Origin of the sequence: Orrella dioscoreae (assembly GCF_900089455.2) — a bacterium.
Classification (GTDB): Bacteria; Pseudomonadota; Gammaproteobacteria; order Burkholderiales; family Burkholderiaceae_B; genus Orrella; species Orrella dioscoreae.
In genome coordinates, this window is sequence record NZ_LT907988.1 from 236,272 (window position 1) to 260,502 (window position 24,231).

Here is a 24,231-nt window from a genome sequence, read left to right on the forward strand (position 1 = left end):
TTCAGGGGTGGAAATGGGCCAGGCGCACGCTGACGCGTTCGCCGGGTTGATGCGTGTTGTCGTGGGGGGCGGTGATGCTCAGGTGCTGGCCGTCTTCCAGCCGCACTTCCAGCCTGACGGACTCGCCCAGGAAATAGCGGTCGCGCACGCGGCCAGTGAGCGCGCCGGGTTCGGGCGCGTGCAGGCTGGCCTGGTGCGGCCGGAAGCGCAGCGTGGCGTCGCCCGCCACCAGCAGGCCGTCATGCGCCGCGCCCTGCAAGGTGCAGAGGCTGCCGATGAACTGCGCCACGAACGGGGTCCGCGGGGCGTGATAGATCGTCTCGGCGTCGCCGATCTGTTCCAGGCGGCCCGCGGACATCACGGCGATGCGGTTGCCCAGCATCATGGCTTCCTCCTGGTCGTGCGTGACGATGATCGTGGTGATGCCCAATTGGCGCAGCATCTGCGCCAACTCCACGCGCAGGTGCTCGCGCAGCTGCGCGTCCAGGGCGGTCAGCGGCTCGTCCAGCAGCAGCACGCGCGGACGGATGGCCAGCGCGCGCGCCAGGGCCACGCGTTGGCGCTGGCCGCCGGACAGCTGGTCGATGCGCCGGGCCGCGTGCGCGTCCAGCTGCACCAGCGCCAGCATCTCGCGTGCCCGCGCGTCACGCCCGGCGCGCGGCATGCCGCGCACCTTCAGGCCGTAGGCCACGTTGTCCAGCACGTTCATGTTGGGGAACAGGGCATAGTTCTGGAACACCACGCCCACGCCGCGCGCCTCTGCCGGCAAGGCGCTCACGTCCTGGCCGTCGAAGCGGATGGCGCTGCCGGCGTCGGCGCGCTCCAGGCCGGCGATCAGGCGCAGCAGCGTGGTCTTGCCGCAGCCGGAGGGACCCAGCAGCGCCAGGATCTCGCCGCCTTCGACCGTGAGGTCCAGCGGATGCAGGGCCCGGCTGCCGTCGGGCCAGGTCTTGGCGCATTGCGCCAGGTCGATGCGAACAGCGCTCATGAGTGTGTCGTCGTGTTGGGGGGGACCGCCGCATGGGCGCGGCGCGTACCCCGGTTTGCCAGCCATTGCAGGCCCACCAGCAGGGGCAGCAGCATCAGCAGGAAGACCAGCGTGTAGGCCGAGGCGATCTCGAGCCGCATGGAGGCGTAGCTGTCGGCCAGGCCGACAGGCAAGGTCTTGGTGAGCGGCGTGTGCAGCAACCAGGTCAGGTTGAACTCGCCGATGGAAAGCGTGAGCACCGTCAGCGCGCCGGTCAGGATGCCGGGCGCGGCATTGGGCACGATGATGGTCAGGAAGCGGCGCAGGCGCGAGGCGCCCAGCGTGGCGGCCGCTTCGTCCAGGCCGAGCAGGCCCTGCTGCGACATGGCGGCACGGGTGGCGCGCACCATGAAGGGCAGGGTGAACAGCACGTGGCCGATGACGATGAACCACAGGCTGCCGCGCAGGCCGGACACCGTGCCCCATGAGATGATGAGGGCCAGCGCCGATGCCAGCCCCGGCACCGCCACGGGCAGGCTCATCAGCTCTTCCAGCGCGCGCGCCGCGCGGCCCTGGAAGACCGTCAGCGCCCACGCCAGCGGCACGCCCAGCGCCACGCAGACCGCGAGCGTCAGGAACGCCACGGTGAAGGTGCGGCCGATGGTGTCGGCATACAGCGACCAGACCTCGGTCACCCAGCGCAGCGTGAGCCCGCTGGACAGCCCGACGAAGTAGTTCTTCGTGAGGCCCGCCAGCACCGACAGCACGACGGGGCCGATGAGGAAAGCCGCGACGGCCAGCGTCACGGTCGCGCCCAGCCGGGCGTCCCAGCGGTCGCCGCGCGCGGCGAGCGGGGTGTGAGAAGAAACCTTAGCCACCGGCGCCTCCGCGTGTGCCCGCCAGGCTGTGCGCGGCATACAGCACGGCCCAGGTGGCAAGGCCCAGCAGCACCGACAGCGCCGCGGCGACCGGAATGTTCGCGTAGTTGGTGAACTCGTTGTAGATGGTGAGCGGCAGCACGTTGATCTGCGTGGCGAGGGTGAAGGCGGTGCCGAAGGCGCCCATGCTGGTCGCGAAGCTCATGGCGCCCGCGCCGATCAGGGCAGGTTTGAGCGCGGGCAGTTCGATGTCCACCAGGCGGCGCCAGGCGCCTGCGCCCAGCGTGCGGCCCGCGTCGAGCAGGCTGGGATCCATCTGCTGCGCGGCGGCCGACACCATGCCGATGGCGCGTGGCAAGGAGAAGTACAGATAGCCCACGAAGAGTCCGGCCATGCCGTAGGCGAAGGCGCGCGGCTCGCCGGTCAACCATTCCGTGAGCGAGGACAGCACCCCCTGGCGGCCGGCCAGCAGGATCACCAGGAATCCCACGACCACGCCGGGAAAGGCGAGCGGAAAGGTCAGCAGCGCCACCAGCGTGGCGCGGCCGGGAAAGCGGGGGTGGCGCGCCAGGAAACGCCCCACCGGCAAGGCCAGCAGCAGCGTGGCGAGCGTGGCGGCCAGCGACAGCGCCACGGTGTTGCCCAGGCTGCGCCAGTACAGCGGCTGCGTCAGGACCTGCCAATATGCGGCGCCGAACGCATCGCCTTCGCGGCCCGCCGCGCCCACCCATGCCAGGTTCAGCATGGGCAGGGCCCAGAAGGCCGTGAAGAGCGCCGCCGCGGGCGCACCGAAGAAGAGCCAGCCGCGGCGGCGCATGGTCAGTTCACTTCCTTGTTGTAGCGGTCCGAGAAGCCACGCTGGGCATCGGCCATGTGGCCATAGTCCACCGTGCCGGCGCGGGCATAGTCGCTGTCGGGCAGGAACTTCTTCTGCGCTTCGGCAGACATGGCGCCGGCGCGCACGGGGCGCAGGAAGGCGTTGGCCCAGATGGCCTGGCCTTCGTCGGACAGCACGAAGTCCAGCACCTTGCGGCCGTTGTCGGCGCGCGGCGCGCCTTGCACCAGGCTCATCACGTAGGGCACGGCGATGGTGCCTTCGGCGGGAATGACGAATTCGACGTTGGCGCCGTCCTTGTACTTGGCGCGGTAGGCGTTGAAGTCGTAGTCCACCAGGATCGGGATTTCGCCCGACAGCACGCGGGCGTAGGCGGTCTGCTTCGGCACGATGGGCTGGTTGGCCTTCATGTCGCGGAACCACTTGATGGCAGGATCGAAGTTGTCCAGCGAGCCGCCGAGCGCGCGGTTCAGCGCGACGGCGCCGACGTAGCCGACGAAGGCCGAGGCGGGGTCCAGATAGCCGACCAGGCCGCGGTACTCGGGCTTTTGCAGGTCGGCCCACGACTTGGGCACGGGCTTGCCGCGCAGGGCGTCGACGTTGACCATGAAGCCCAGCGTGCCGGAGTGGATGGCGAACCACTTGCCGTCGGCGTCCTTCAGGCCGGCGGGAATGTCGTCCCAGTGCGCGGGCTTGTAGCCGGTCACCAGGCCATCCTTGTCGGCCTGGATGCCGAAGGTCACGCCGTAGTACACGACGTCGGCCACGGGATTGGCCTTTTCGGCTGCCAACGAGGCCAGCGATTGCCCGGAGTTCTTGTTGTCGCCGGGCACGGCGATGCCGGTCTTCTCCTTGATGACACGCAGTTGCGTGCCCCAGTCGGCCCATTCTGGCGGGCAGTTGTAGCAGATGGCGGTCTGGGCCTGCGCCTGGGCAGCGGCGCCGGCGCACAGGCCGAGCGCCAGCAGGGCGGCGCGCAGCAGGCGGGTGGGACGGGAGGTCATGGTGAGGTCTTCCTGGTTCGGGAGGGGCGGGGAGAATCCTGGGTGTTGGCGCCGGCGGCGACCGTGCCGCCGGTGATCACGCCGTGCAGCAGCCGGTCCGAGCGCGGGGTGACGCCCTGGATCTGGCCAAGCAGGTTGGCGCTGGCCGCGCGGCCGATCTCGCGGCTGGGCTGGCGCACGGTGGTCAGCGGCGGGGTCATCAGCGCGCCGAAATCCATGCCGTCGAAGCCGCAGACGGAGATGTCCTGCGGCACGCGCAGGCCCAGCGTGAGCAGCGCGGCAATGACCGAGGCGGCCAGCAGGTCGTTCGAGCAGAACAGCGCGGTGGGCGCCGGGCCGTCGCGCAGCAGGGCCTGCAGTTGCGCGGCGTCGGCGCCGGTGTGGGCGGGCATGGCCCAGTGGGCCACTTCTTCCATGCCGAGCTTGCGCGCCTGGGCGCGCGCGCCGTGCAGGCGGCGGCGGGCGCGGTCGGAGGCCGTCAGCGGACCGGTCAGGAAGGCGATGCGGCGATGGCCGCATTCCGCCAGGTGCCGCACCATGTCCGCGGCGGCGCGGCGGTTGTCCACCGAGGCGTAGGGATGACGGCTGGATTCGTTGTAGACCAGCACATAGGGCATGCGGGCCTTGTGCAGCGTATCGGGCAGCGCGCTGCGCGCGGCGTCCGCCACGGTCAGGATCAGGCCTTCCACCTGATGGTCGATGAGCGCCTGTACCGCTTCCGCTTCACGGTCGGGGTCGTAGCCGGCGACGGTCAGCATCACGCTGTAGCCGGATTCCCGCGCACATTGCTCCGCGCCTTCGAAGCACTCGGCGAAAACGGGGTTCGACAGGGTGGGCAGCACCAGTCCGATGGTGCGCGTGCTGCCCGAGCGCAGGCTGCGGCCCACCCGGTTGGGGCGGAAACCGTGGCGCTGCGCGATGTCGCTGATGTGCGCGAGCGTATCGGCCTTGAGCAGGGCGGGCTGGTTGAAGGCGCGCGAGACGGTGGCGATGGACACGCCGGCTTCTTCTGCAATCTGGACGATGGACAAGCGTGTCGGGCTGCGGTGGGGCATCGTGTCGTCTCGGTTGAAAACGTTTTCATTTTCCCTTGGCGATATGACGTGCGTATTGCAACCATGACGGACCCGCCACGCGACCATTCAGCGCCCCGTCAAAGGCAGCCGCGTAGTATCGTGTCTCCAAACATTACGGCTTCTCTACCCATGCGAAACCACCCCGCCGAGCGTGTCCTGTGCGGACCGCCTCCCGCCCCCGCGCGGGCAGGCCACTCCGTGGCGCAGATCGATACGCCGGCGCTGCTGGTGGACCTCGACGCGCTCCAGCGCAACATGGATGCGGTCCATGGCCGCATCCTGGCTGCCGGCCTGCGCATCCGCGCACACGGCAAGGCGCACAAGTGCCCGCCCATCGCGCTGTTGCAGATCGCGGGCGGCGCCCATGGCATCTGCTGCCAGAAGCTGGGGGAAGCCGAGGTCTTCGCCTCATGGGGCATTCATGACGTCCTGGTGACGAATCAGCTGGTCGGCGAGGCCAAGGCCGAGCGCGCCGCGCGCCTGGCGGGCCGGGTGCGCCTGGCCGTGTGCGCCGATGACCCGGCGCAGGTCGAGGCGCTGGCCGCGGCAGCCGCCAGGCATGGCACCTGCATCGAGGTGCTGGTGGAACTGGAAGTGGGGCAGGGACGCTGCGGCGTGGCCGGTCCCGACGCCGCGGTGTCGCTGGCCCGTCTCATTGCGGGCCACGGGCCTGCGCTGCGATTTGGCGGCCTGCACGCCTATCGCGGGTCGGCCCAGCACCTGCGCGAGCCTGCCGCCCGCCAGAAGGCCGTGGAAGAGGCGTGCGCCCGCGTGCGCGAGGCCGTGGCGGCGCTGACGGCCGCGGGCCTGCCCTGCGACACCATCACGGGCGGGGGCACGGGCAGCTACGCGTACGAGCTGGCCTCGGGTCTGTATACCGAGGTGCAGCCCGGCTCCTATGTCCTGATGGACGTCGACTACGCCGCCAACCAGCCCGAACCGGGCGCGGCGACGCTGGCGCATGCCCTGCAGGGCCTGTGCACGGTCATCAGCGCCCAGGAGGGCCGGGCGGTGCTCGATGGCGGCCTGAAGGCGTTTGCCGTCGATTCCGGCCTGCCGCGCGTGCTGGCGCCGGGATGGAAGGTGGCCAGCGTGTCGGACGAGCACACCGTCCTGGTCCCGGATCCGGCCGCGCCGGAAACGCCGCAGCCGCTGGCGGTGGGCCAGCGGCTGCGGGTCTTGCCGGGTCATTGCGATCCCACCGTCAACCTGCACGACTGGCTGGTGGCGATCCGCGGCGAACAGGTCGAGGCGGTCTGGCCGGTGGCGGCGCGCGGCGCATTGTTCTGACGCGCCGGCGGGCCGTCCGGCCCGTCACCCCGTCGTGCTGACGGGGTCAGGACGACCGGCTCACGCCGACTGCGCGGCCTCGGCCGGCATGGCGTCGACGCCGGCCTTCACATGGCGGTTGACCGCGCTCAGCACGGCCTGGAACGAGGCGGTGACGATGTCGCGGTGGATGCCCACGCCAAAACCCGTGGCCGAATCGCCCAGGCGCAACTCCACATAGGAGGCCGCGCGCGTGTCGGTGCCGGTGCCGATGGCGTGCTCGTGGTAATCCATGATGCGCACGGGCAGGCCCAGCGCATTCACGAACGCCGAGATCGCGCCGTCGCCTTCACCGCGCACCGTGCGCACCTGGCCGTCGTGCTCCAGGTCCACCTCGATGCTGAAGGTATGGCCTTCGGCGGCAGAGGGGTCGCCCACGATGCGGTGGCGCACCAGCTTCCACGGCGCGTGCTGTTTCAGGTACTCGTCCTGGAAGATGTCGTGCACGCTGGCGGCGGTGACTTCGCGGCCGGTCTCGTCGGTCACGCGCTGGATGGCGCGGCTGAACTCGATCTGCAGGCGGCGCGGCAACACCAGGCCGTGCTCCTGCTCGAGCAGGTACGACACCCCGCCCTTGCCCGACTGGCTGTTCACGCGGATGACGGCGTCATAGCTGCGGCCCAGGTCGGCCGGGTCGATGGGGAGGTACGGCACTTCCCACAGCGCATCGGCTTGCTGCTGCGACAGACCCTTCTTGATGGCGTCCTGGTGCGAACCCGAGAAGGCCGTGAAGACGAGGTCGCCCGCATAGGGGTGGCGCGGATGCACGGGCAACTGGTTGCAATACTCCGCGCAGCGGCGCACTTCGTCGATGTCCGAGAAGTCCAGGCCAGGATGCACGCCTTGCGTGTAGAGGTTCAAGGCCAGGGTCACCAGGTCGACGTTGCCGGTGCGCTCGCCGCTGCCGAAGAGGCAGCCTTCGATGCGGTCGGCGCCGGCCATCACGGCGAACTCGGCGGCGGCCACGGCGGTGCCGCGGTCATTATGCGGGTGCACGCTCAGCACGATGCTGTCGCGGCGCGCCAGGTTGCGGTGCATCCACTCGATCTGGTCCGCGTACAGGTTCGGGGTGGTGGCCTCGATCGTGGCGGGCAGGTTCAGGATGAGCTTCTTTTCCGGCGTGGCGTCCCATTCCTCGGCCACGGCATTGGATACGTCCAGCGCGAAATCGGGCTCGGTGGTGCTGAACACCTCGGGCGAGTATTGGTAGCCCCAGCGGGTCTGCGGATACTTGGCCATGTGCTGCTTGACCAGGCGCGTGCCGGTGACCGCGATGTTGCGGATCTCGTCGCGGCTCATGTTGAAGACGATCTTGCGGAAGGCGGGCGCGCAGGCGTTGTACAGGTGGATGATGGCCTGCCTGGCGCCGGCGGCGGCCTCGACCGTGCGGGAGATCAGGTCTTCGCGCGCCTGCGTCAGCACGATGATGGTGACGTCCTCGGGGATGCGGTTTTCGTCGATCAGGCGGCGCACGAAATCGAAGTCGGTCTGCGAGGCCGAGGGGAAACCCACCTCGATTTCCTTGAAGCCGATCTTCAGCAGCTGGTCGAAGAAGCGCAGCTTGCGCTCGACGCTCATCGGTTCGATCAAGGATTGGTTGCCGTCGCGCAGGTCCGTGCTCATCCAGATCGGCGGCGTCGTGATCCGGCGGCTGGGCCAGGTGCGCTCGGAGAAGTCGCGATCAAACGGAACGAAGGGTTTGTACTTCTGGATGGGGTTGGCAAGCATCATGCACCTCTGTGAACAGTGGGGCGGCCGGGTCGGTTGGGGTCACGGCCGTCCGTATGATTTCGCGCCGCCAGTGTAGGCGGCGTGCCCTGGCTTGGGCCAGGCGAGAATTCTGGACAGGAAAAAACCGTGTGGCGACAGGCTGCCGAACTGCCACGGAGCGCTAGGCTCGGCAACCGATCGCTAGTGCTAGCGCTAGGGCCAGGGAGGAGGACGCGACAAGGCCGACGGCCAGGCTGGAGCGCCCGGCAGCGGTGTTCAGAGAGGAGGTCTGAAGATCGGCCATAAGGCGATAGTCGAACACATTTGCGCCGCGCTGGCAAATTGCCATGTGCGCGGCGCTCCCTTTTTTCAGCGTTTCGGGCCGATGTCGCCCAGGCGGGGTTCGGTGCGCTGCGTCGTGGCGCGAGGCGCTTCGGGCTGTACGCGCGGCTCGGCGCGCAGCGTGGGTTCGGCGGGCGTGGTCCCGATGACGGGCTCGGCCTTCGCTGGCGAAGACGCGGGGGTGGGCGCCGGTGCCGGTTCCGCCTTGGGCGCGGGCGCGGCGGGACGGGGGGCAAAGACATCCTGACTGCGCGAGCGCGGCGCCAGGTCGCCCAGGGGCGGCTCGGCCGGCGCAGCGGGGGCGCCTGCCTTGCGCACGGCGGGGGCAGGCGCGGAGACCCCGGGTGCGGCAGGGGCCGTTTCCAGGGGCGGCAGGCGCAATGCCTCGGCCTGTTCGCGTGCCAGGTAGATCTTGCTGGCGCGGCCATGACGCATTTCGTCGCGCGCCAGTAGCAGGTCGCCCACGGTGATGGGGTCCTCACGGTCTCGCCAGGCCCAGCCCAGCACCATCCGGCCGTCGTCCGACAGGCCGTGGGCCAAGTCGCGCAGGGTGGGCAGGTCGACGGGCTGGGCGCGGCCAGCGGCAATGCTGCGTTCGTACCAGCCGCGCACCCCGAAGAAGACGGCCAGCGTGAACAGCACCACGACGACCCACCACAAATAAGGATTGATGCGGATCAGCAGGTCGACGGTCTGCTGGCCCAGCGGCGCCAGCGCCGTATAACGCATGCCGGCGCCGAAACCCAGGATGCGGGAGCAGATGAACAGCCACACAAGCGCCGCGATGACGATTACTATGGCGCGCCGGATGAGACGCGGCGTCGCCAAGCCCAGCAAGGTGCGGCTGAGGAGTCGGGCGTCTTCTTGGGAGCGATCTGCAGAGTTCATGCAAAATATTGTCTCATGACGCGCCATTCCTTAGAACTGCGACACAGTCAGCACCTCACGCTGACACCGCAACTGCAGCAATCCATCCGGATGCTGCAGCTGTCGGCGCTCGAGCTCGAAATGGAGATCGCGCAGGCGCTCACTGAAAACCCCATGCTCGAGCGCGAAGGCGAGCCGGGCGGCGATTCCGAAGGCGATGCCCCCGCCGAGGGCGACGCGGGTGACAGCGGCGCGGATTACGAGTCCGCCACGGTATCGCTGGAAGACGGCATGCGCGGCAGCGGTTCCAGCCAGAACGATGACGACGACCGCGCCTTTCCCGAGGCGGTGCGCGCCGAGACGCTGCGCGAGCACCTGCTCGGCCAGCTGTCGCTGACCCGCGTCAGCGACCGTGATGCGGCGCTGGTCGAGCTGCTCATCGACGAACTGGACGAGAACGGCTTCCTGGCCTCTTCGCTGGAAGAGATCCTGGGCTGGCTGCCCGCCGAACTGGAGTGCGACGAAGATGAGTTGCACGCCGCGCTCACGCTGCTGCGCTCCTTCGATCCCTCGGGGGTGGGGGCCTTCGACGTGGCCGACTGCCTGGTGCTGCAATTGCGCCACCCCGACCCGGAGCGCTTCCCCGAGGCTGCCGATCCGCAGGTGCTGGCGCTGGCCCGCAAGCTCTGTGCCGAGCATCTTCAGCTGCTGGCCGGTGGCAGCGCGGCCAAGCTGCGCGAGGCGCTGCACTGTGGCGACGAGGCCCTGCGCGCGGCCCATTCGCTCATCCTGCGCCTGGATCCGCGTCCGGGCCGCGCGTGGACCGTGCCCGCGGCCGATTACGCCGTGCCCGACGTCATCGTGCACAAGACGCGCAAAGGTTGGCAGGCCGTGCTGAACACCGCCGTCATGCCGCGCCTGCGCATCAACTCGGTCTATGCCCAGGTCCTGGCCAGCAACCGCAGCGGCGATCATTCCGCCTTGCAATCGCAGTTGCAGCAGGCGCGCTGGATGGTGCGCAACGTCGAACAGCGCTTCGACACCATCCTGCGGGTGTCGCAGGCCATCGTCGACCGCCAGTCCGAATTCTTCTCGCACGGCGCCGGCGCCATGCAGCCGCTGATCCTGAAGGACATCGCGGGCGAGCTCGGCTTGCACGAGTCCACGATCTCGCGCGCGACCACCCAGAAGTTCATGCTGACACCCTTCGGCACCATGGAGCTCAAGCGCTTCTTCGGCGCGGGGGTGGCCACGGAAGCGGGCGGCTCGGCGTCCGCCACCGCCGTGCAGGCGCAGATCCGCCAGATGGTGGCGGAAGAGTCCGCGGGCAAGCCGCTGTCGGACAACCAGATCATGCAGATGCTGGCCGATCGCGGCATCGTCATCGCACGCCGAACGGTCGCCAAATACCGTGAAGCGCTGCGCATCGCCCCGGCATCCGTGCGCAAGGCACAGGCCTCGCTGCGCACCTGATTTCCGCCTGATCCGCGCTTTCAGCGCGTCCCCCTTTTGACTGGAATCCAGCACTGCGGCGTGCCCGCCACGGCCGTTGCGCACGCGCTTGCTTTTCGTCTAGATATTTTCGATAATTATTCTCATGTACGTTTGTGTCTGCAACGCAGTGACCGAAAGCCAGGTCCACGCCAGCGTGGCCGCTGGGGCATCGTCGCTTGCTGATCTCCAGTTCGACCTTGGCGTGGCCACCTGCTGTGGCTGCTGCGCCGACACGGCCAGCGAATACCTGCCTGGCGGCACCGCCTGCGCCAACCGGGGCCACTGCGAGATGCAGCCGCCGGTCACCGCTGTCGCCCAGCCCGGCACCTTGGCCGCCAACGGCTACCCCGTCGTCAAGATCGCCCGCGCGGCCTGATTCCAGCCAGGCCTGTTGATTGTTGCGGCATCGCAACAATCCCATTTTCCGCTGTTCTCCCTCGTATTTCCCTCCGCAACGCCCGAGTTTTCGGCGTTTTCTTGCGCATTCCGCTTGATTTTCCGGCTTCAGGCCAGCTTATGGCCCGCATGAAACCGTGTGGGCGGTGTCGCTGCGTGGCGCAAACGTTCTTATTTTCATTCGCTCGACGGTTCCTGATTGCGCTAGCACGCCCTTTCACGACTTTCGCGCCAAGGGTAGTCAGTGCTTCGGAGCCGGTGTTAGTCTGCGTCCGTTGTCCGGCATCGGCGCCGTTGCGCCGGCCGCCAGGACAGGCCCTCCCGGCCTCGCACCCAGAAATCAGGAGTCCGTCATGAAAGGCGATAAAACCGTCATCCAGTACCTCAACAAGCAGCTCACCAACGAGCTGACGGCCATCAACCAGTATTTCCTGCATGCCCGCATGCTGAACCACTGGGGATTCAAGCGCCTGGGCAAGCATGAGTACGAGGAGTCCATCGGCGAAATGAAGCACGCCGACCGCCTGATCGAGCGCATTTTCATGCTGGACGGCCTGCCCAACCTGCAGGACCTGCACAAGCTGATGATCGGCGAAAACGTGCCCGAGCTGCTCTCCTGTGACCTGAAGCTGGAAACCGCTGCCCAGCAGACCGTCAAGGATGGCATCGCCCACTGTGAGTCGGTGCGTGACTACGTGTCGCGCGACCTGCTGCAGGACATCCTGGACGACACCGAAGAGCACATCGATTACCTCGAGACCCAGCTCGGCCTGGTCGAGCAGGTCGGCCTGCAGAACTACCTGCAAAGCCAGATGGAAACCGAGAGCGAGTAAGCGCGCGCCGCCAAGCGCTTGCGCGAACGAGAAAACGGCCCCGGAAGGGGCCGTTTTTCATGGGGGTGACGGGGCAGCGCCGCCCGGTGCCGCAATGCGCTCAGAACGAGCGGCGCGGGCAGCCGTCGACCTTGCCCCAGGCGTTGTTGGGGGCGCAGTACTTGTTGCGGGCGTTCCAGGCACAGGTGGGGCGTTCAAAGAAGCCCGTGTTGGCGCACTGGTCCATGGCCCGGCGGAATTCGCCTTCCCAGCCTGCGGCCGTGGCGGCCTGCTGGGGATTGTCCGGCGCAGCCTGGTTGGCCTGCGAGACGACGAAAGGCTGCGCGGGCTGCTGGCCGGACATCAGCGGCGCATGGCTGCCTTCGCCAGGGCGTGCGACGTCGATGGTGACGACATCCTGCGGGCCGGCGGGCAAGCCCCTGGAGGCCGAGGCCAGCTCACGCACTTCATTGGCGTTCAGGCGATTGCGCGAGATCAGGACGTCGGGATTGGTGGTGGTGTCGAACAGCGACACCGTGGGCACTTCCCACTTGGTGTCGGCGGGCTGGTCCGGCACGCCCAGGGTGCCATCCACGCGCGGCTGGGGCGGTTGGGCGGTATAGGGCTTGCCGTTGGCGTCCAGCACCACGCGGTCGGGATCGTTGTCGTCCTCGCCGGGGGCCGGCGCGGCGACGGGCGCGCGCGCGACCAGGTACTCGCCCAGCTGCATGCCGCCCAGGGCGGCGCCGCCTGCGGCCAGCAAGAGGATGAGGATCAGGAGACGCCAGGACATGAATCTATCTTCGTTGCGTGGATTACCGTGCTGCGGCGTGAGTGCCGATGCCAGCGCGCCGGCACTCAGGCCTTCTCGCCGAAGACGTGGCCGCCGTGCTCGCGCATGGCGTGGAAACGCACGTCGGGATAGAGGTCTTCGGCCACGCGCAATTGGGCCGAGGAAGTGGCCAGGAAGGCGGGTGCCTCCACCACATCATAGGCGATATGGGCAGCGTTCGCATCCATGAACTTGCGCAGCGCCTTGGGGTCGTCGGCGGTCAGCCAGCGCGCCATCGTATAGCGCGAGGGCAGCAGGCGCGCGTCGGCGTTGTACTCGGTTTTCAGCCGGTGGGCCACCACTTCGAACTGCAGTTGGCCGACGGCGCCCAACAACAGCTGGCCGCCGTGGGCAACCGGCTTGAACACCTGGATCGCGCCTTCCTCGCCCAACTGGGTGAGGCCGGTGCGCAACTGCTTGGTGCGCAGCGGGTCCTTCACTTCCACTTGCTGGAACAGTTCCGGGGCGAAGAAGGGCAGGCCGGTGAAGCGCAGGGCCTCGCCTTCGGTCAGCACGTCGCCCAGTTGCAGCACGCCGTGGTTGGGGATGCCGATGATGTCGCCGGCATAGGCCTCGTCCAGCAGGTCGCGGCGCTGCGACAGGAAGGACACCACGTTGTTCGGACGGATTTCCTTGCCGGTGCGGCTGACCTTCAGGCGCATGCCGCGTTCGAAGCGGCCGCCGGCCACGCGCACGAAGGCCACCCGGTCGCGGTGGGCGGGATCCATGTTGGCCTGGACCTTGAAGACGACGCCGGAGAAGCGCGGCTCTTCCGGGCGCACTTCGCGCTCCAGCGCGGCGCGCGGGCCGGGCGCGGGCGCCAGGTCCACCAGCGCGTCCAGCACTTCCTGCACGCCGAAGTTGTTGATGGCCGAGCCGAAGAACACCGGGGTCTGGCGGCCGGCCAGGAACGCTTGCGCGTCGAAGGCGGGCGCGGCAGCCTGGATCAGCTCGATCTCGTCGGAGGCCTTCTTGAAGTCGTCGCCATAACGCTCGGCGATGACGGGGTTGGCCAGTCCTTCGATGATGTCGCTGTCATCGTTGCGGCGTTCCTGGCCTGCGCGGAAGACGCGCATGCGGTCGCGCCGGATGTCGAAGACGCCGCCGAAGTTGCGGCCCATGCCCACCGGCCACGAAAAGGGGACGGCATCCATGCCCAGGTGGCCTTCGATCTCGGAGAGCAGCTCCAGCGGCTCGCGCACTTCGCGGTCCAGCTTGTTGATGAAGGTGATGATGGGCGTGTTGCGTGCGCGGCACACCTGCAACAGGCGGATGGTCTGCGGCTCCACGCCGTTGGCGGCGTCGATGACCATGAGGGCCGCATCCACCGCCGTCAGCACGCGGTAGGTGTCTTCGGAGAAGTCCTGGTGGCCCGGGGTGTCGAGCAGGTTGATCACGCAGTCGCGGTATTCCATCTGCATGACCGAGGAGGCCACGGAGATGCCGCGCTGCTTTTCGATCTCCATCCAGTCGGACGAGGCGTGACGGGAGGCCTTGCGCGCCTTGACGCTGCCCGCGATCTGGATGGCGCCTGCGAACAGCAGGAGCTTCTCGGTCAGGGTGGTCTTGCCCGCGTCGGGGTGGGAGATGATGGCGAACGTGCGTCGCCGGGCGACTTCGTGGGGGATGCTCATTGTGCGGGGATTTTAACCCCGACGGCCGGCCCTGCCGGGCCGGCCGCCTGGCCCCCGCTTTTACAGGCTTCAGTCCGTGCCGTAGCGCGGGGAGTAGGGCCCGTACAGGATGCCGTTGGTCTGGGGGGACGCGGCCAGCAGGCGGTTGTTGGCGTAAGTCGCGATCATCAGGGTGCGCTCGTCGCTGGCCGAGTTGATGATCTGGTTCACCACCGCGCTGATCAGCATGCCGATCAGGCCGCCGCCCTGGTTCTGCTGCTCGGCGGTCGAGGCGCGGGCCTTGCCTTCCCACAGCAGCGCGCCGCTGCGCAGGTCCACCAGCTTGGCCTTGAGCGCCACGTCGATGTCCGCCTGGACGATCTTGTAGGACGCGCCGTATTCGGTGACCTCCATGTACAGCGCGGCATCGGCGCCGAAGATCTCGCGCAGCTTGGCGGGCGGCGCTTCGTGCATCTCGGCCGGGTGCGCCAGGCCGTTCTGCTTGAAGGTCTCGTCGACCAGCGTGACGGGCAGGACGTAGTAGCCCGATTCCGCCAGCGGCAGGGTGCTGCGCGACAGGACGCCGTAGCTGGCCGCGACTTCCGGCGAGCTGTTGAGCGGCGGCAGCACGAGGATGGAGCGCGGGCGGCTTTCCCGGAAGGCCGAGTAGTCATAGGGCGTGGGCTTGGCGCAGCCGGCCACGACCAGGACCACGGACAGGGCGCCGAGCAGGCGCGCGAAGGAACGCCGGATCATTGCGCTTTCTCCTTGGGTTGCTTCATCAGGACGTCCATGAAGACGGCCGATTCCGGGAACAGGGTTTTCTCGGTCTGGAATTGCGGGAGCACCGCGTCGTCGCGGCCCACCTGGGCGTACAGCATGCCGAGGTGCGCGTGGAAACCGGGCGGCAGCGTCATGTCGGCCGCGCGGGCTTCCTCGATCTGCTTTTCCATGGCGCCGATCTGGGCGACGGGGTCGCCGTCCGTGCCCTTGAAATGGGCATAGACCTGGTCCTGGTAGCCGCCCCAGTGGTAGAGCGGCTTGGGCGCCTGGGCGCAGGCGGCGAGCAAGGTGACGGCAGCAATGGCGCCGACCCGCGCCAGGCGGCGCGGCAGGGAGAGTACGGGCATCGTCATCCCCTTCATTGCTGGCCCGGACGCCAGGCGCCCGATTCCACGCCGGCCACCAGCTTGTCCACGGCTTCGCGGATGGCCAGGTCCAGCACCTTGCCGTTGAGCGTCGAGTCATAGCCCGCGGTGCCGCCGAAGCCCACGATCTCGCGGTTCGACAGGCTGTACTCGCCCGCGCCGGCGGCCGAGTAGACGACTTCCGAGGTCTGGACGTTGACGATGTTCAGCGCGACCTTGGCATAGGCGACCTGCGACTTGCCACGTCCCAGGATGCCGAAGAGCTGGCGGTCGCCCACGTCCTTGCGGCCGAATTCGGTCACGTCGCCCGTCACGACGTAGTTGGCGCCCTTCAAGGCCTGCTGGGTCTTGGCGATGGCGGCTTCCTGCTGGATTTCCTGCATGTTGGCGCGATCCAGCACGGTGAAGCGGCCGGTCTGCTGCAGGTGGGTGATCAGGATGGTCTTGGCCTGGCCGCCAAGGCGATCCACGCCGTCCGAGAACATGCCGCGCAGGTAGCTGGAGCGGTTGTCGAACTTGCCCACCGACAGGGCGCTCTTGGGGCCTTGGTAGGGGGCGCTTTGCGCGGAGGTGGCCGCCGAGGTGGTCGCCACGGCAACGCTGCGGGATTGTTCAGTGGCGCACCCGGCAAGGGTGACGGCGCCAGCCAGCACGAGCAGGCTCAGGAAATTGGGACGGGTTTGCATAGTCGCGTGAAAAAAGCCGAAAAAGCGCCAAAGGCGGGAAACTTACGTAACTTAACGCGACAAAAGTTTACATGTGTTTTGAAGTTTGAGACGAATGGATACCGTCGCACCCCCTGAAGGCTGCGACCAAAGTCGTATCGAAGCCGGGAGGGCGGGGGCTCAGGCCGAACGGCGGAACGTGGCGAGGAAGGCGCCGGCGGCGACGAACATCGCGCCGAAACCGCGGTTCATCCAGCGGATGTGGACCGGGTTGCGCAAGAGGCGCAGCACCTTGGCCGCCAGCACGGTGTAGATCGCCATGGCGACCAGGTCGGTGAAGGCCAGCGTGCCGGCGATGATGAGGTATTGCGGCGTGACGGGGTTGGCGGGATTGATGAACTGCGGCACCACGGCCAGCAGGAACACCGTGCCCTTGGGATTGCTGATGTTGATCAGGAAGCCCCGCAGCACCAGCTCGCGGATGGAGGCGGTCAGCGGGCCGCCGGGCTGCACGTCGGTGACGGGCGCGGCATTGGCGCGGAATTGCTTCACGCCCAGGTAGATCAGGTACGCCACGCCCAGCCACTTGACCACGGCGAAGGCCAGTTCGGAGGTGGCCAGCAGCGCGCCCAGGCCGATGCCCACGATGGCCACCTGCGCCATGATGCCCAGGATCAGGCCCAGGGTGTTCCAGTAGCCGCGCGCGAAGCCATAGCGCAGTCCGCAGGACATGGCCGAGATGGCGCCCGCGCCGGGCGAGAACGAGATGGCCCAGGAAGCGGCAAAGAAAGCGAGCCAGGTGGTGAGCGTCATGATGGGCCTTGGAAGCGAAGATCCCCGCCGGGGCGGGGATCGGGGGGCGGCATCCATTGTGCCGCCGCGCCGTCGCCAAGGCAAAACGCCCCGGCCGGCCAATCCGCCGCGAGGGCGGACAGGGTTATTTCGACAGCAGCGCGGGACGGCGGGCCGGCGCGCCGGCAGGGCGCGGGGTGCCCTGGCCGCTGCCGTGGCGACGGTCGCCCGAGGCCGCGCCAGCGCCGCTGCCGCGGCTCGCGCCCGACCCTGCCGGGCCGCGCGCGTTGGCGTAACCGCCACCGGGGCGGCCTTGGCCCTGGCCCTGGCGGGCACCGCCGCCGGCGCCCGCGGGCTTGCCCGGGCCGCTACGTTGGCCGTTGCGCTGGCCGCCGCGGCCACCGCCACCGCCTCGGCTGAAGCGGGTGTCGGTTTCACGCTCGGCATCGCGCGCGTCTTCGGCGATCTGGGCGGCGGAGCGCACGGGCGGCACCCAGCCTTCGACGGCGATGCGCTCGATGGGCTTGCGGATCAGGTTCTCGATGGCGCGCAGCAGCTTGATTTCGCTGGGGTCGACCAGCGACACGGCCGAGCCCGTGGCGCCGGCGCGGCCGGTACGGCCGATACGGTGCACGTAATCCTCGGGCACGTTGGGCAGCTCGAAGTTCACCACTTGCGGCAGCTGGTCGATGTCGATGCCGCGCGCGGCGATGTCGGTGGCGACCAGCACGGCGACCTTGCCCTGCTTGAAGCCGTCCAGCGCACGCGTGCGCGCGGCCTGGCTCTTGTTGCCGTGGATGGCGGCGGCCGAGAGGCCGTCCTTCACCAGTTTTTCAGCCAGGCGGTTGGCGCCGTGCTTGGTGCGCGTGAAGACCAGCACCTGGTGCCAGCCGCTTTCGCGGATGATGTGGCTGACGAGGTCGCGCTTGTGGACCTGGTCCACCAGGTGCACGCTTTGCTGCACGCGCTCCGAGGCGGTGTTGCGCGGCGTGACCGAGACTTCGCCGGGGTTGTTCAGGACGCCGCGCGCCAGCGTGCGGATCTCTTCCGAGAACGTGGCCGAGAACAGCAGGTTCTGGCGTTGCTTGGGCAGCACGGCCAGCACCTTGCGGATGTCGCGGATGAAGCCCATGTCCAGCATGCGGTCGGCCTCGTCCAGCACCAGGATCTCCACGCCCGACAGGTCGATGGTGCGCTGGCCCATGTGGTCCAGCAGGCGGCCGGGCGTGGCCACCAGGATGTCCAGGGGCTTCTTCAACGCGGTGATCTGCGGGTTGATGTTCACGCCGCCGAACATGACCATCGAGCGGATGGGGGTGTGCTTGCCGTAGGTCTTCACCGACTCTTCCACCTGGGCGGTCAATTCGCGGGTGGGAGTCAGGATCAGCACGCGCGGGCGGCCGGCGCGTTGGCCGGTGAGCGGGCGCGACAGCAGCAGGTGCAGGATGGGCAGGGTGAAGCCTGCCGTCTTGCCGGTGCCGGTCTGGGCGGCGGCCAGCAGGTCGCCGCCTTCCAGGACCTGCGGAATGGCCTGGGCCTGGATGGGGGTGGGCGACGTGTAGCCGGCTTCATTGATGGCGCGCAACAGCGGCTCGGCCAGCGCGAGGTCGGCGAAGGTAATCTGGGTAGACAAGAAATGCTCCAGCCATCGGCCTGTCGCTCGGGAAGAGAGACTCCAATCCAGGTCGATGCAAGGGGAGTGGGGGGAAAACCGGGAGGCTTGGCAGGAAGGCCAGGCTGGGCGCCGCGCGCCAAGGCGTCAGGCGGCTTTCGGTTGACGTTCGTGCCGATTGGCTGGGCACGAAGTAACGCCATTGTACCCGAGCGGGTGTTGCTTTTTGATGGCAGTGGCCCCGAGGTGTGTTGCAGGTGTCACTGGCGGTTAACAGCGAGGGAGACAAATGCCGCCGCGGGACGAGGCGGTTTCCCGGTTCAGCGCCTTTCGGCTTCCCGCTCGGCGGACACGCGATGCTTGGCCGCATCGCGCTCTTCGAGCAGCGCCTGCGCCAGCAGCGCGATGGCTCGCTCGCGCCCGGCACCCGGCTGGTAGTCGTCGCCGCAGGCCGACCAGTGCGGCTGGCCGCGCGCATCGCGCAGGGGCGAGGGCAATGGGCCGCGGCGCAGCGAGTCCGCGCCCGTGGCCGCGTCCAGCTTCACCGGGGCACGGGCGGCATGGCCGCGCCGTTCCAGGGCATCGGCCAGCAGGCATTGCCGCACCGCCAGCAGGCGCAGCACGTCGTCTCCCACGCTGATGGCCTGCCAGCCGCGCAGGCGGCTGAGGATGCGCTTGCCCCAACGCTCGCCGCCCTGCCACAGGCCGCCTGCCGCGGCGCCGGCCAGCGTGCCCGCGCCCAGGCTCAGGCCGCCGGTCATCACGTCCACCGCGGCACCTGCCATGGCGCCCGCTGCCGCGCCCTTGCCGAGTTGGATGCCCATGTCCCGCAGGGCCTGCGGGTTGAAGAGATCCATGCCCCAGCGATTGCCCGTCAGCGGCAGCTCGTTGGCCGCGTAGTCGCTGGCGCGGAAGTTGTAGAGCGACAGCAGCGCGGTCACGCAGGCCTGTTCGCGTTGGCGCACGCGCGTCTGCAGCGCCTGCACGGCCGCCTGGGCGGCCTCCTCGGTGCCTTCGCAGGTGACCTTCAGCGCCGCCGCGTCGATCAGCAGTTCCGACACGGCGCGCAAGGCAGCGCGCCGGCGTTCCTTGCGTTGCGTGTCCAGGTCGTGGACCAGCCGTTCCAGCGCCGCGTGGCGATCCTGGTCCAGCAGCATGCCCAGGCGCGCATACAACTGCTGCTCGCCATCCAGCGCGGGGGCCACGGTGTCGAACTCCACCAGGGCATGCAGGCCCAGCCGCGCCAGCGCGGCGCGCCATTCCGGCGTGCGGCGGTTGTCGCTGTTCACGAAATTCAGCACGGGCAGGATGGGCCGGCCGCAATCGGCCAGCAGCGCCAGTTCGTCGCGATGCTTGCCCAGCACCGGATCGCGGGCGTCGATCACGTACAGCGCCGCGTCGCAGTCCAGCAGCTTGGCCAGGACGCGGGCTTCCTGTTCATAGCGGCCGCGCGCTTCGGGCGTGTCGAGGAAACGCGTGATGCGGCCCGGGCCGTCCAGCCGGCCGGAGGCGGGGCGTGGCAACTGTTCCAGGTAATCGCGCAGCCCCATGCCGTCTTCCAGGCCAGGGGTGTCATAGAGCGCCAGCGTGGGTTCGCCCTGCACCATCAGGCGCGCGCCTTCCACGTGGCGGGTCGTACCCGGCTCGTCGGCCACCACGCCGAAGCCCGGGTTGCGCGTCAGCGTGCGCAGCAGCGATGTCTTGCCGGTGTTGGTGTGGCCCACCACCGCCAGTTTCAGCAGGGACGTGGCGTGGTCACTCATGGCTGTCTCCCTTCAGCAGCCAGTTCAGCGCGGCGTGGCCATCCCGTGTCACGTCATCGTCGGGCAGGCCGGCTTCCTGCAACTGTTTCTTCCAGCCTTGCACGCGGGCGTCCTCGGCGCGATCGCTGGCGCGCAGCCAGACGCGCGTGCGCGGCGCGAGGCCCGACAGCGACACCACCAGCCGCAGGGTGCCGCGATCCGGCGTCTGGCGCGCATCGCACACCAGCAGCAGCCGCGTCGGCGGATTGCGGGTCAGGCGCTCCAGCAGGGCGTGGCGTTGCTCGCGCGTGTCGATGATGCCGGCGTCCACCATGCCCGGCGGCAGTTGCGGCCACGGCAGGTCGGGGGGCAGCTCGATGCCGACGAGCGTCGGGCCGTTGCAGGCGTCCTCGGGTTGCGTGGGGCGGGGCGCATGGCGGGGCAGCGTGGGCTCGCCCGCGGCGGCGTCCACGCCCAGGGACTCGGTGGGGGGCTGCAGGCGGTCGCGCAGGCCCGCCAGGCCGGGCAGCGCCGGATCCAGCGACAGGCGGGCGCGCACGCGCAGCACCTGGACCAGGCAGAGCAACAGCGCCAGCGCGCGCGGGGCAACGCCATAGGCCAGCAGCGCGCCCACCAGCCAACCCGACCACTGCGCCTGCACCGCGGCGGGCACGGCCTGCATGCCGTCGCTGGCCAGGATGGCCTGCGCGTCGGGCACCGGGAAACCCAGCCTGGCCGGCAGCCAGCCCAGCGCTTCGGTCAGCGACACGAAGGTCTCGGGCGACAGGATGGTCGTTTCCCAGGCGAAGGTATAGCGGCGCGCGGACAGCGCCGCCAGCAGCGTGCCCAGCATCGCCGACAGGCCCAGCAGCCACGCGCCGTGCGTGATGGCGCCCAGCCACCAGCGCAGCCCGCCGTGGCGCGCCAGCAGCGTCATGAAGGCCTGTGGCGCCAGCGCCGCATCCGGGCCGCGCGCAAGCTTCCTGGACGCCCACAGCCACGCCTGGCCCAGCCAGGCGCCGTCGCTGCGCAGCAGCAGGCCGATGGGCCACAGCAGGAAGGTCAGGACATGCAGGCCCAGCAGGGCGCCCAGCGCCCAGATCACGTTCACGGGCCGCTCGCCGCCGCCCAGCGCGCCCATGGCCGCCGCCGCGCCGCCCAGCAGGGTCAGCGCCAGCAGGACGAGCAGCGCCAGCAGGCTGCCTCGCCGCCAGTCGGCCACCGTGCGCGCCAGGCCGCTGTCTTCGGCCAGGATGTCGGCGCGCGCCAGCATGCGGTCGCGCAGCGAGCCGCCCTGCGCCCGCGCCTGCCGGACGGCATCGCCGTCCTCCAGCGGTCCCCAATGCGCTTCGCGCAGCCGCAGGGTTTCGGCCAGCCAATAGCGGGTCAGGGTGGGGCGATGATTGCTCAAGACGGCACAGGTCTCAGGAATGGGATGCACGCCGTCGTGTATCGGGCCGGCGCGAAAGACGGCAATTTTAGACGCGCCCGCGCCCCTGGTCCCGTGGGGTCACATGTGGGTACATTCCTGGATGGGGAAAACCGGGCAAGCAGCCCCGCCCGGACACACATAACAGGAACCAGAAAATGGAAATCAACAACCCGGCCGTGCTGGAAGAAGTGCGGCAGCAATTCATGCGTTACGAAGCCGCGTTGACCGGCAACGACGTGGCTGTGCTGGACGAACTGTTCTGGAATGCGGCACAGACGGTGCGCTACGGCGCGACCGAGCAGCTATACGGCTATGCGGAGATCCAGGCGTTCCGCGCCGCGCGGCCATCGAAGGGGCTGGATCGCAGCATCGTGAAGACGCAGATCACGACGTTTGGCCGCGACATGGCGACGGCGCACCTGGAGTTTCGAAGGGAAGGCGTGGAGAAGGTGGGGCGGCAGACGCAGACCTGGGTCAGGATGCCCGAGGGGTGGCGGGTGGTGTCGGCGCATGTGAGCAGCATGGGGTGAGGCATGCACGCGGCGCGTTGATCGTAGGGGAGTGGGGCTGGTGCCGGTGAAAGGAATCGGACTGTTGCAGGTAAGCCGCGTAAGTGCTGGCTTTGCGGCTCCCGGCAACGTCAGATACCGACAAAACTACCGTCAGGCAGCGGGCGCTGCGGCCCTATGCCGCAAGTCGCTCGATCACCGGCCTGTCATTCTGGCTTGCTTGCCACAGGTCGTATTGACCCTGTATCCGCAGCCAATAGCCGGGTGTGGTGCCCAGCGCATCGGATAGACGCAGATCCGTGTCGGCGGTAATACCCGCCTTGGCGTGCAAGATCCTGGAGACCAACACACGGGACAGGCCGATATGCGCAGCAAAGGCGGTGATGCTGGTGCCCAGGTCGGCCAGCCAGCCTGCGAGGATTTCGCCCGGATGGGCGGGATTGTGCATGTGCATGGTGCCCTCCTAGTGATAGTCCAGATAATCCAGTAGCTCTACGTCTTGTCCATGCCAGCGGAAGATGAGGCGCCAATTGCCGTTGACCGTCAGTGACGCAAAGCCCTTTTGCTTGCCGGTCAGCATGTGATAACGCCAGCTTGGGCGGGCCAAGTCGGCAGGGGCACTAGCGGCATTCAGCGCGGTCAGTAGTTCCCGCAGCTTGTCGGCATGATGGGGTTGGATGCCCGCCACGCTACCTGTGTCGAAGAATCGTCTCAGGCCTCGGTGCTGGAATGACAAGATCATGCTTCATTGTAAACACTTTGTTTACGTGACGGCAATGCTGAAATGCCAAATTGGCGACATACCGTCAAAACACCGTCAGGTGTCGGCATCTGGCAATAGACTTCTCGGGACTGCTATGGACAATAAAAACCCGCAGCGCTAGCACTGGTGCGGGTTTGGTGTGCGGTCCTGGACTTCAATGGACACTACAGTGGTGCCGGTGAAAGGAATCGAACCCTCGACCTTCGCATTACAAGTGCGCTGCTCTACCAACTGAGCTACACCGGCAAAGCCGCCCTGGGGAAGGGCGGCGGGGGTGGGGCCGGGAAGCCGGCCGCCACGGATATTACTTGACGATCGTGAGACGCGGGCGCTTGGGCTCGTCGTCGGGGCCTGACGGGTCGTCGTCGGTGTCCGGCGCGGCCGGATCGGCCGGGACGGACTGCACCGCCGACGTGTCGCCAGCCTGATCGGGGGCCAGGCCTTCGGGCAGTTCGTCGTCCGCGGGCGGTTCGACTTCGAAGCCCATGCCGGCGCCGGTTTCGCGCGCATAAATGGCGGAAACGGCGTAGATCGGCACCGATACGTGCTCGGTGACGCCGCCGAAGCGGGCCTGGAACTCGATGAACTCGTTGCCCAGCGTCAGCTGGTTGGTGGCCAGCGTGCCGATGTTCAACGTGATCTGGCCGTCCTGCACGTGCGCCAGCGGCACCCGGGTGCGGGCATCGGTCTTGACCACGACATAAGGCGTGTAGCCGTTGTCCGTGCACCACTCATGCAGGGCACGGATCAGGTACGGCTTGGTCGACGTTTCGCCCATCCTCAACGCCGCATGACTTTTTCGGACGGGGTCAGCGCTTCGATGTAGGCCGGGCGCGAGAAGATGCGCTCGGCGTACTTCTGGATGGGCGCCGCGTTCTTCGGCAGTTCGATGCCGTAGTGGTCCAGGCGCCACAGCAGCGGGGCCACGGCGACGTCCAGCATCGAGAACTCTTCGCCCAGCATGAACTTGCTCTTGATGAGCATGGGGGCGAGCTGGGCCAGGCGGTCGCGGATCGCGGCGCGGGCGGCGGCCAGCTTCTTCTCGTCGGGGCGGTTGGAACGGTCTTCCAGCACCGAGACGTGCGAGAAGAGTTCCTTCTCGAAGTTGTACAGGAACAGGCGCGTGCGGGCGCGCATGACGGGGTCGGCCGGCATGAGCTGCGGGTGCGGGAAGCGCTCGTCGATGTACTCGTTGATGATGTTCGACTCGTACAGGACGAGATCGCGCTCGACCAGGATGGGGACCTGGCCGTACGGGTTCATCACCGAGATGTCCTCGGGCTTGTTGTAGAGGTCTATGTCACGGATTTCGAAGTCCATGCCTTTTTCGAACAACACGAACCGGCAGCGTTGCGAGAACGGGCACGTGGTTCCGGAATAGAGCACCATCATGGCGGGGATTCCATCCTTGAT

Annotated in this window: 25 protein-coding genes and 1 tRNA gene; 5 read left to right on the forward strand and 21 right to left on the reverse strand. The window is 68.3% G+C overall.

Going from position 1 to position 24,231, the window contains the following annotated elements; genetic code table 11:
* Window position 1 precedes the first annotated feature (1 nt).
* The 5 genes from ODI_RS01140 to ODI_RS01160 are packed head-to-tail and all read right to left on the reverse strand — an operon-like array spanning window position 2 to window position 4,739.
* Window positions 2–988 (reverse strand): ABC transporter ATP-binding protein, encoded by a 987-nt coding sequence (locus ODI_RS01140; RefSeq protein ID WP_067753579.1) that lies wholly within the window; start codon window positions 986–988, stop codon window positions 2–4.
* A complete protein-coding gene (locus ODI_RS01145; RefSeq protein WP_082985296.1) occupies window positions 985–1,884 on the reverse strand; it encodes an ABC transporter permease in 900 nt (299 codons plus the stop codon). Before ODI_RS01145 ends, ODI_RS01140 begins: the two co-directional genes overlap by 4 nt.
* Window positions 1,838–2,662 carry an ABC transporter permease gene (locus ODI_RS01150; protein ID WP_067753576.1) on the reverse strand — a complete coding sequence of 275 codons (825 nt, stop codon included), beginning with the start codon at window positions 2,660–2,662 and terminating at the stop codon, window positions 1,838–1,840. The genes ODI_RS01145 and ODI_RS01150 overlap by 47 nt, the downstream gene beginning before the upstream one ends.
* Window positions 2,663–2,664: 2 nt before the next feature.
* The gene (locus ODI_RS01155) at window positions 2,665–3,684 is read right to left on the reverse strand and encodes an ABC transporter substrate-binding protein (RefSeq protein ID WP_067753573.1); all 1,020 of its coding nucleotides are present in this window, start codon (window positions 3,682–3,684) and stop codon (window positions 2,665–2,667) included.
* Window positions 3,681–4,739: a LacI family DNA-binding transcriptional regulator gene (locus ODI_RS01160; protein WP_067753570.1), complete on the reverse strand. Its 1,059-nt coding sequence runs from the start codon at window positions 4,737–4,739 to the stop codon at window positions 3,681–3,683. The genes ODI_RS01155 and ODI_RS01160 overlap by 4 nt, the downstream gene beginning before the upstream one ends.
* A 150-nt stretch (window positions 4,740–4,889) precedes the next feature.
* Here ODI_RS01160 and ODI_RS01165 point away from each other — a divergent pair, with 150 nt between their 5' ends.
* The gene (locus ODI_RS01165) at window positions 4,890–6,050 is read left to right on the forward strand and encodes a DSD1 family PLP-dependent enzyme (protein WP_067753567.1); all 1,161 of its coding nucleotides are present in this window, start codon (window positions 4,890–4,892) and stop codon (window positions 6,048–6,050) included.
* Between the two features lie 60 nt (window positions 6,051–6,110).
* Here ODI_RS01165 and leuA read toward each other — a convergent pair whose 3' ends face one another.
* Both leuA and ODI_RS01175 read right to left on the reverse strand, forming a co-directional pair.
* On the reverse strand, window positions 6,111–7,820 hold the full coding sequence (gene leuA, locus ODI_RS01170) for a 2-isopropylmalate synthase (RefSeq protein WP_067753565.1): 1,710 nt from the start codon (window positions 7,818–7,820) through the stop codon (window positions 6,111–6,113).
* A 348-nt stretch (window positions 7,821–8,168) separates the two neighbouring features.
* Window positions 8,169–9,029: a hypothetical protein gene (locus tag ODI_RS01175; RefSeq protein WP_067753562.1), complete on the reverse strand. Its 861-nt coding sequence runs from the start codon at window positions 9,027–9,029 to the stop codon at window positions 8,169–8,171.
* Window positions 9,030–9,044: 15 nt separating this feature from the next.
* Between ODI_RS01175 and rpoN the strand changes: the two genes are divergently transcribed.
* From rpoN to bfr, 3 genes are all read left to right on the forward strand, one after another.
* On the forward strand, window positions 9,045–10,481 hold the full coding sequence (gene rpoN, locus ODI_RS01180; RefSeq protein ID WP_067753559.1) for an RNA polymerase factor sigma-54: 1,437 nt from the start codon (window positions 9,045–9,047) through the stop codon (window positions 10,479–10,481).
* A gap of 124 nt (window positions 10,482–10,605) precedes the next feature.
* On the forward strand, window positions 10,606–10,878 hold the full coding sequence (locus ODI_RS01185) for a (2Fe-2S)-binding protein (protein WP_067753556.1): 273 nt from the start codon (window positions 10,606–10,608) through the stop codon (window positions 10,876–10,878).
* A gap of 373 nt (window positions 10,879–11,251) precedes the next feature.
* The gene (gene bfr, locus ODI_RS01190; protein WP_067753553.1) at window positions 11,252–11,731 is read left to right on the forward strand and encodes a bacterioferritin; all 480 of its coding nucleotides are present in this window, start codon (window positions 11,252–11,254) and stop codon (window positions 11,729–11,731) included.
* Between the two features lie 100 nt (window positions 11,732–11,831).
* Here the strand turns inward: bfr and ODI_RS01195 are convergent, their stop codons facing one another.
* From ODI_RS01195 to ODI_RS01235, 9 genes are all read right to left on the reverse strand, one after another.
* Window positions 11,832–12,503: a hypothetical protein gene (locus tag ODI_RS01195; protein ID WP_067753550.1), complete on the reverse strand. Its 672-nt coding sequence runs from the start codon at window positions 12,501–12,503 to the stop codon at window positions 11,832–11,834.
* 65 nt (window positions 12,504–12,568) lie between these two features.
* Window positions 12,569–14,176 carry a peptide chain release factor 3 gene (locus ODI_RS01200; RefSeq protein WP_067753547.1) on the reverse strand — a complete coding sequence of 536 codons (1,608 nt, stop codon included), beginning with the start codon at window positions 14,174–14,176 and terminating at the stop codon, window positions 12,569–12,571.
* A 69-nt stretch (window positions 14,177–14,245) separates the two neighbouring features.
* Complete coding sequence (locus ODI_RS01205; RefSeq protein ID WP_067753544.1) at window positions 14,246–14,911, reverse strand: DUF799 domain-containing protein; 666 nt, start codon at window positions 14,909–14,911, stop codon at window positions 14,246–14,248.
* A complete protein-coding gene (locus ODI_RS01210; RefSeq protein ID WP_067753647.1) occupies window positions 14,908–15,285 on the reverse strand; it encodes a DUF4810 domain-containing protein in 378 nt (125 codons plus the stop codon). The genes ODI_RS01205 and ODI_RS01210 overlap by 4 nt, the downstream gene beginning before the upstream one ends.
* An 11-nt stretch (window positions 15,286–15,296) precedes the next feature.
* Window positions 15,297–15,989, reverse strand: a complete 693-nt coding sequence (locus tag ODI_RS01215; protein ID WP_067753542.1) for a CsgG/HfaB family protein — start codon at window positions 15,987–15,989, stop codon at window positions 15,297–15,299.
* Window positions 15,990–16,148: 159 nt separating this feature from the next.
* Entirely contained in the window at window positions 16,149–16,781 is a 633-nt protein-coding gene (locus ODI_RS01220) for a LysE family transporter (RefSeq protein WP_067753539.1), read from the reverse strand.
* 124 nt (window positions 16,782–16,905) lie between these two features.
* The gene (locus tag ODI_RS01225; RefSeq protein WP_067753536.1) at window positions 16,906–18,393 is read right to left on the reverse strand and encodes a DEAD/DEAH box helicase; all 1,488 of its coding nucleotides are present in this window, start codon (window positions 18,391–18,393) and stop codon (window positions 16,906–16,908) included.
* A gap of 299 nt (window positions 18,394–18,692) precedes the next feature.
* Window positions 18,693–20,135 carry a GTPase/DUF3482 domain-containing protein gene (locus tag ODI_RS01230; RefSeq protein ID WP_067753533.1) on the reverse strand — a complete coding sequence of 481 codons (1,443 nt, stop codon included), beginning with the start codon at window positions 20,133–20,135 and terminating at the stop codon, window positions 18,693–18,695.
* Window positions 20,128–21,525, reverse strand: coding sequence for a DUF2868 domain-containing protein (locus ODI_RS01235; protein WP_067753530.1), 1,398 nt, complete (start codon window positions 21,523–21,525; stop codon window positions 20,128–20,130). Before ODI_RS01235 ends, ODI_RS01230 begins: the two co-directional genes overlap by 8 nt.
* A 176-nt stretch (window positions 21,526–21,701) precedes the next feature.
* On the opposite strand from ODI_RS01235, the gene hpxZ reads away from it, so the two are divergent.
* Window positions 21,702–22,076: an oxalurate catabolism protein HpxZ gene (hpxZ, locus tag ODI_RS01240; RefSeq protein WP_067753528.1), complete on the forward strand. Its 375-nt coding sequence runs from the start codon at window positions 21,702–21,704 to the stop codon at window positions 22,074–22,076.
* 154 nt (window positions 22,077–22,230) lie between these two features.
* On the opposite strand, the gene ODI_RS01245 is transcribed toward hpxZ, so the two are convergent.
* The 5 genes from ODI_RS01245 to ODI_RS01265 all read right to left on the reverse strand — a co-directional run bounded on the left by ODI_RS01245 (window position 22,231) and on the right by ODI_RS01265 (window position 24,210).
* Window positions 22,231–22,509: a HigA family addiction module antitoxin gene (locus tag ODI_RS01245; RefSeq protein WP_067753526.1), complete on the reverse strand. Its 279-nt coding sequence runs from the start codon at window positions 22,507–22,509 to the stop codon at window positions 22,231–22,233.
* Between the two features lie 9 nt (window positions 22,510–22,518).
* Window positions 22,519–22,797, reverse strand: coding sequence for a type II toxin-antitoxin system RelE/ParE family toxin (locus ODI_RS01250; RefSeq protein WP_067753524.1), 279 nt, complete (start codon window positions 22,795–22,797; stop codon window positions 22,519–22,521).
* Between the two features lie 191 nt (window positions 22,798–22,988).
* Window positions 22,989–23,064 (reverse strand) — tRNA-Thr (locus ODI_RS01255).
* Window positions 23,065–23,122: 58 nt separating this feature from the next.
* Window positions 23,123–23,596, reverse strand: a complete 474-nt coding sequence (locus ODI_RS01260; RefSeq protein WP_067753519.1) for a ClpXP protease specificity-enhancing factor — start codon at window positions 23,594–23,596, stop codon at window positions 23,123–23,125.
* A gap of 2 nt (window positions 23,597–23,598) precedes the next feature.
* The gene (locus ODI_RS01265; protein ID WP_067753517.1) at window positions 23,599–24,210 is read right to left on the reverse strand and encodes a glutathione S-transferase N-terminal domain-containing protein; all 612 of its coding nucleotides are present in this window, start codon (window positions 24,208–24,210) and stop codon (window positions 23,599–23,601) included.
* Window positions 24,211–24,231: the final 21 nt, after the last annotated feature.

Coding starts and splice junctions, on each gene's coding strand:
- ODI_RS01220 (WP_067753539.1), bottom strand. CDS start 16,781: ATGACGCTCACCACCTGGCTCGCTTTCTTTGCCGCTTCCTGGGCCATC.
- ODI_RS01195 (WP_067753550.1), bottom strand. CDS start 12,503: ATGTCCTGGCGTCTCCTGATCCTCATCCTCTTGCTGGCCGCAGGCGGC.
- ODI_RS01260 (WP_067753519.1), bottom strand. CDS start 23,596: ATGGGCGAAACGTCGACCAAGCCGTACCTGATCCGTGCCCTGCATGAG.
- leuA (WP_067753565.1), bottom strand. CDS start 7,820: ATGATGCTTGCCAACCCCATCCAGAAGTACAAACCCTTCGTTCCGTTT.
- hpxZ (WP_067753528.1), top strand. CDS start 21,702: ATGGAAATCAACAACCCGGCCGTGCTGGAAGAAGTGCGGCAGCAATTC.
- ODI_RS01265 (WP_067753517.1), bottom strand. CDS start 24,210: ATGATGGTGCTCTATTCCGGAACCACGTGCCCGTTCTCGCAACGCTGC.
- rpoN (WP_067753559.1), top strand. CDS start 9,045: ATGACGCGCCATTCCTTAGAACTGCGACACAGTCAGCACCTCACGCTG.
- ODI_RS01145 (WP_082985296.1), bottom strand. CDS start 1,884: ATGCCGCGCACAGCCTGGCGGGCACACGCGGAGGCGCCGGTGGCTAAG.
- ODI_RS01200 (WP_067753547.1), bottom strand. CDS start 14,176: ATGAGCATCCCCCACGAAGTCGCCCGGCGACGCACGTTCGCCATCATC.
- bfr (WP_067753553.1), top strand. CDS start 11,252: ATGAAAGGCGATAAAACCGTCATCCAGTACCTCAACAAGCAGCTCACC.
- ODI_RS01245 (WP_067753526.1), bottom strand. CDS start 22,509: ATGCACATGCACAATCCCGCCCATCCGGGCGAAATCCTCGCAGGCTGG.
- ODI_RS01155 (WP_067753573.1), bottom strand. CDS start 3,684: ATGACCTCCCGTCCCACCCGCCTGCTGCGCGCCGCCCTGCTGGCGCTC.
- ODI_RS01230 (WP_067753533.1), bottom strand. CDS start 20,135: ATGAGTGACCACGCCACGTCCCTGCTGAAACTGGCGGTGGTGGGCCAC.
- ODI_RS01150 (WP_067753576.1), bottom strand. CDS start 2,662: ATGCGCCGCCGCGGCTGGCTCTTCTTCGGTGCGCCCGCGGCGGCGCTC.
- ODI_RS01160 (WP_067753570.1), bottom strand. CDS start 4,739: ATGCCCCACCGCAGCCCGACACGCTTGTCCATCGTCCAGATTGCAGAA.
- ODI_RS01250 (WP_067753524.1), bottom strand. CDS start 22,797: ATGATCTTGTCATTCCAGCACCGAGGCCTGAGACGATTCTTCGACACA.
- ODI_RS01185 (WP_067753556.1), top strand. CDS start 10,606: ATGTACGTTTGTGTCTGCAACGCAGTGACCGAAAGCCAGGTCCACGCC.
- ODI_RS01215 (WP_067753542.1), bottom strand. CDS start 15,989: ATGCAAACCCGTCCCAATTTCCTGAGCCTGCTCGTGCTGGCTGGCGCC.
- ODI_RS01140 (WP_067753579.1), bottom strand. CDS start 988: ATGAGCGCTGTTCGCATCGACCTGGCGCAATGCGCCAAGACCTGGCCC.
- ODI_RS01175 (WP_067753562.1), bottom strand. CDS start 9,029: ATGAACTCTGCAGATCGCTCCCAAGAAGACGCCCGACTCCTCAGCCGC.
- ODI_RS01205 (WP_067753544.1), bottom strand. CDS start 14,911: ATGATCCGGCGTTCCTTCGCGCGCCTGCTCGGCGCCCTGTCCGTGGTC.
- ODI_RS01165 (WP_067753567.1), top strand. CDS start 4,890: ATGCGAAACCACCCCGCCGAGCGTGTCCTGTGCGGACCGCCTCCCGCC.
- ODI_RS01210 (WP_067753647.1), bottom strand. CDS start 15,285: ATGCCCGTACTCTCCCTGCCGCGCCGCCTGGCGCGGGTCGGCGCCATT.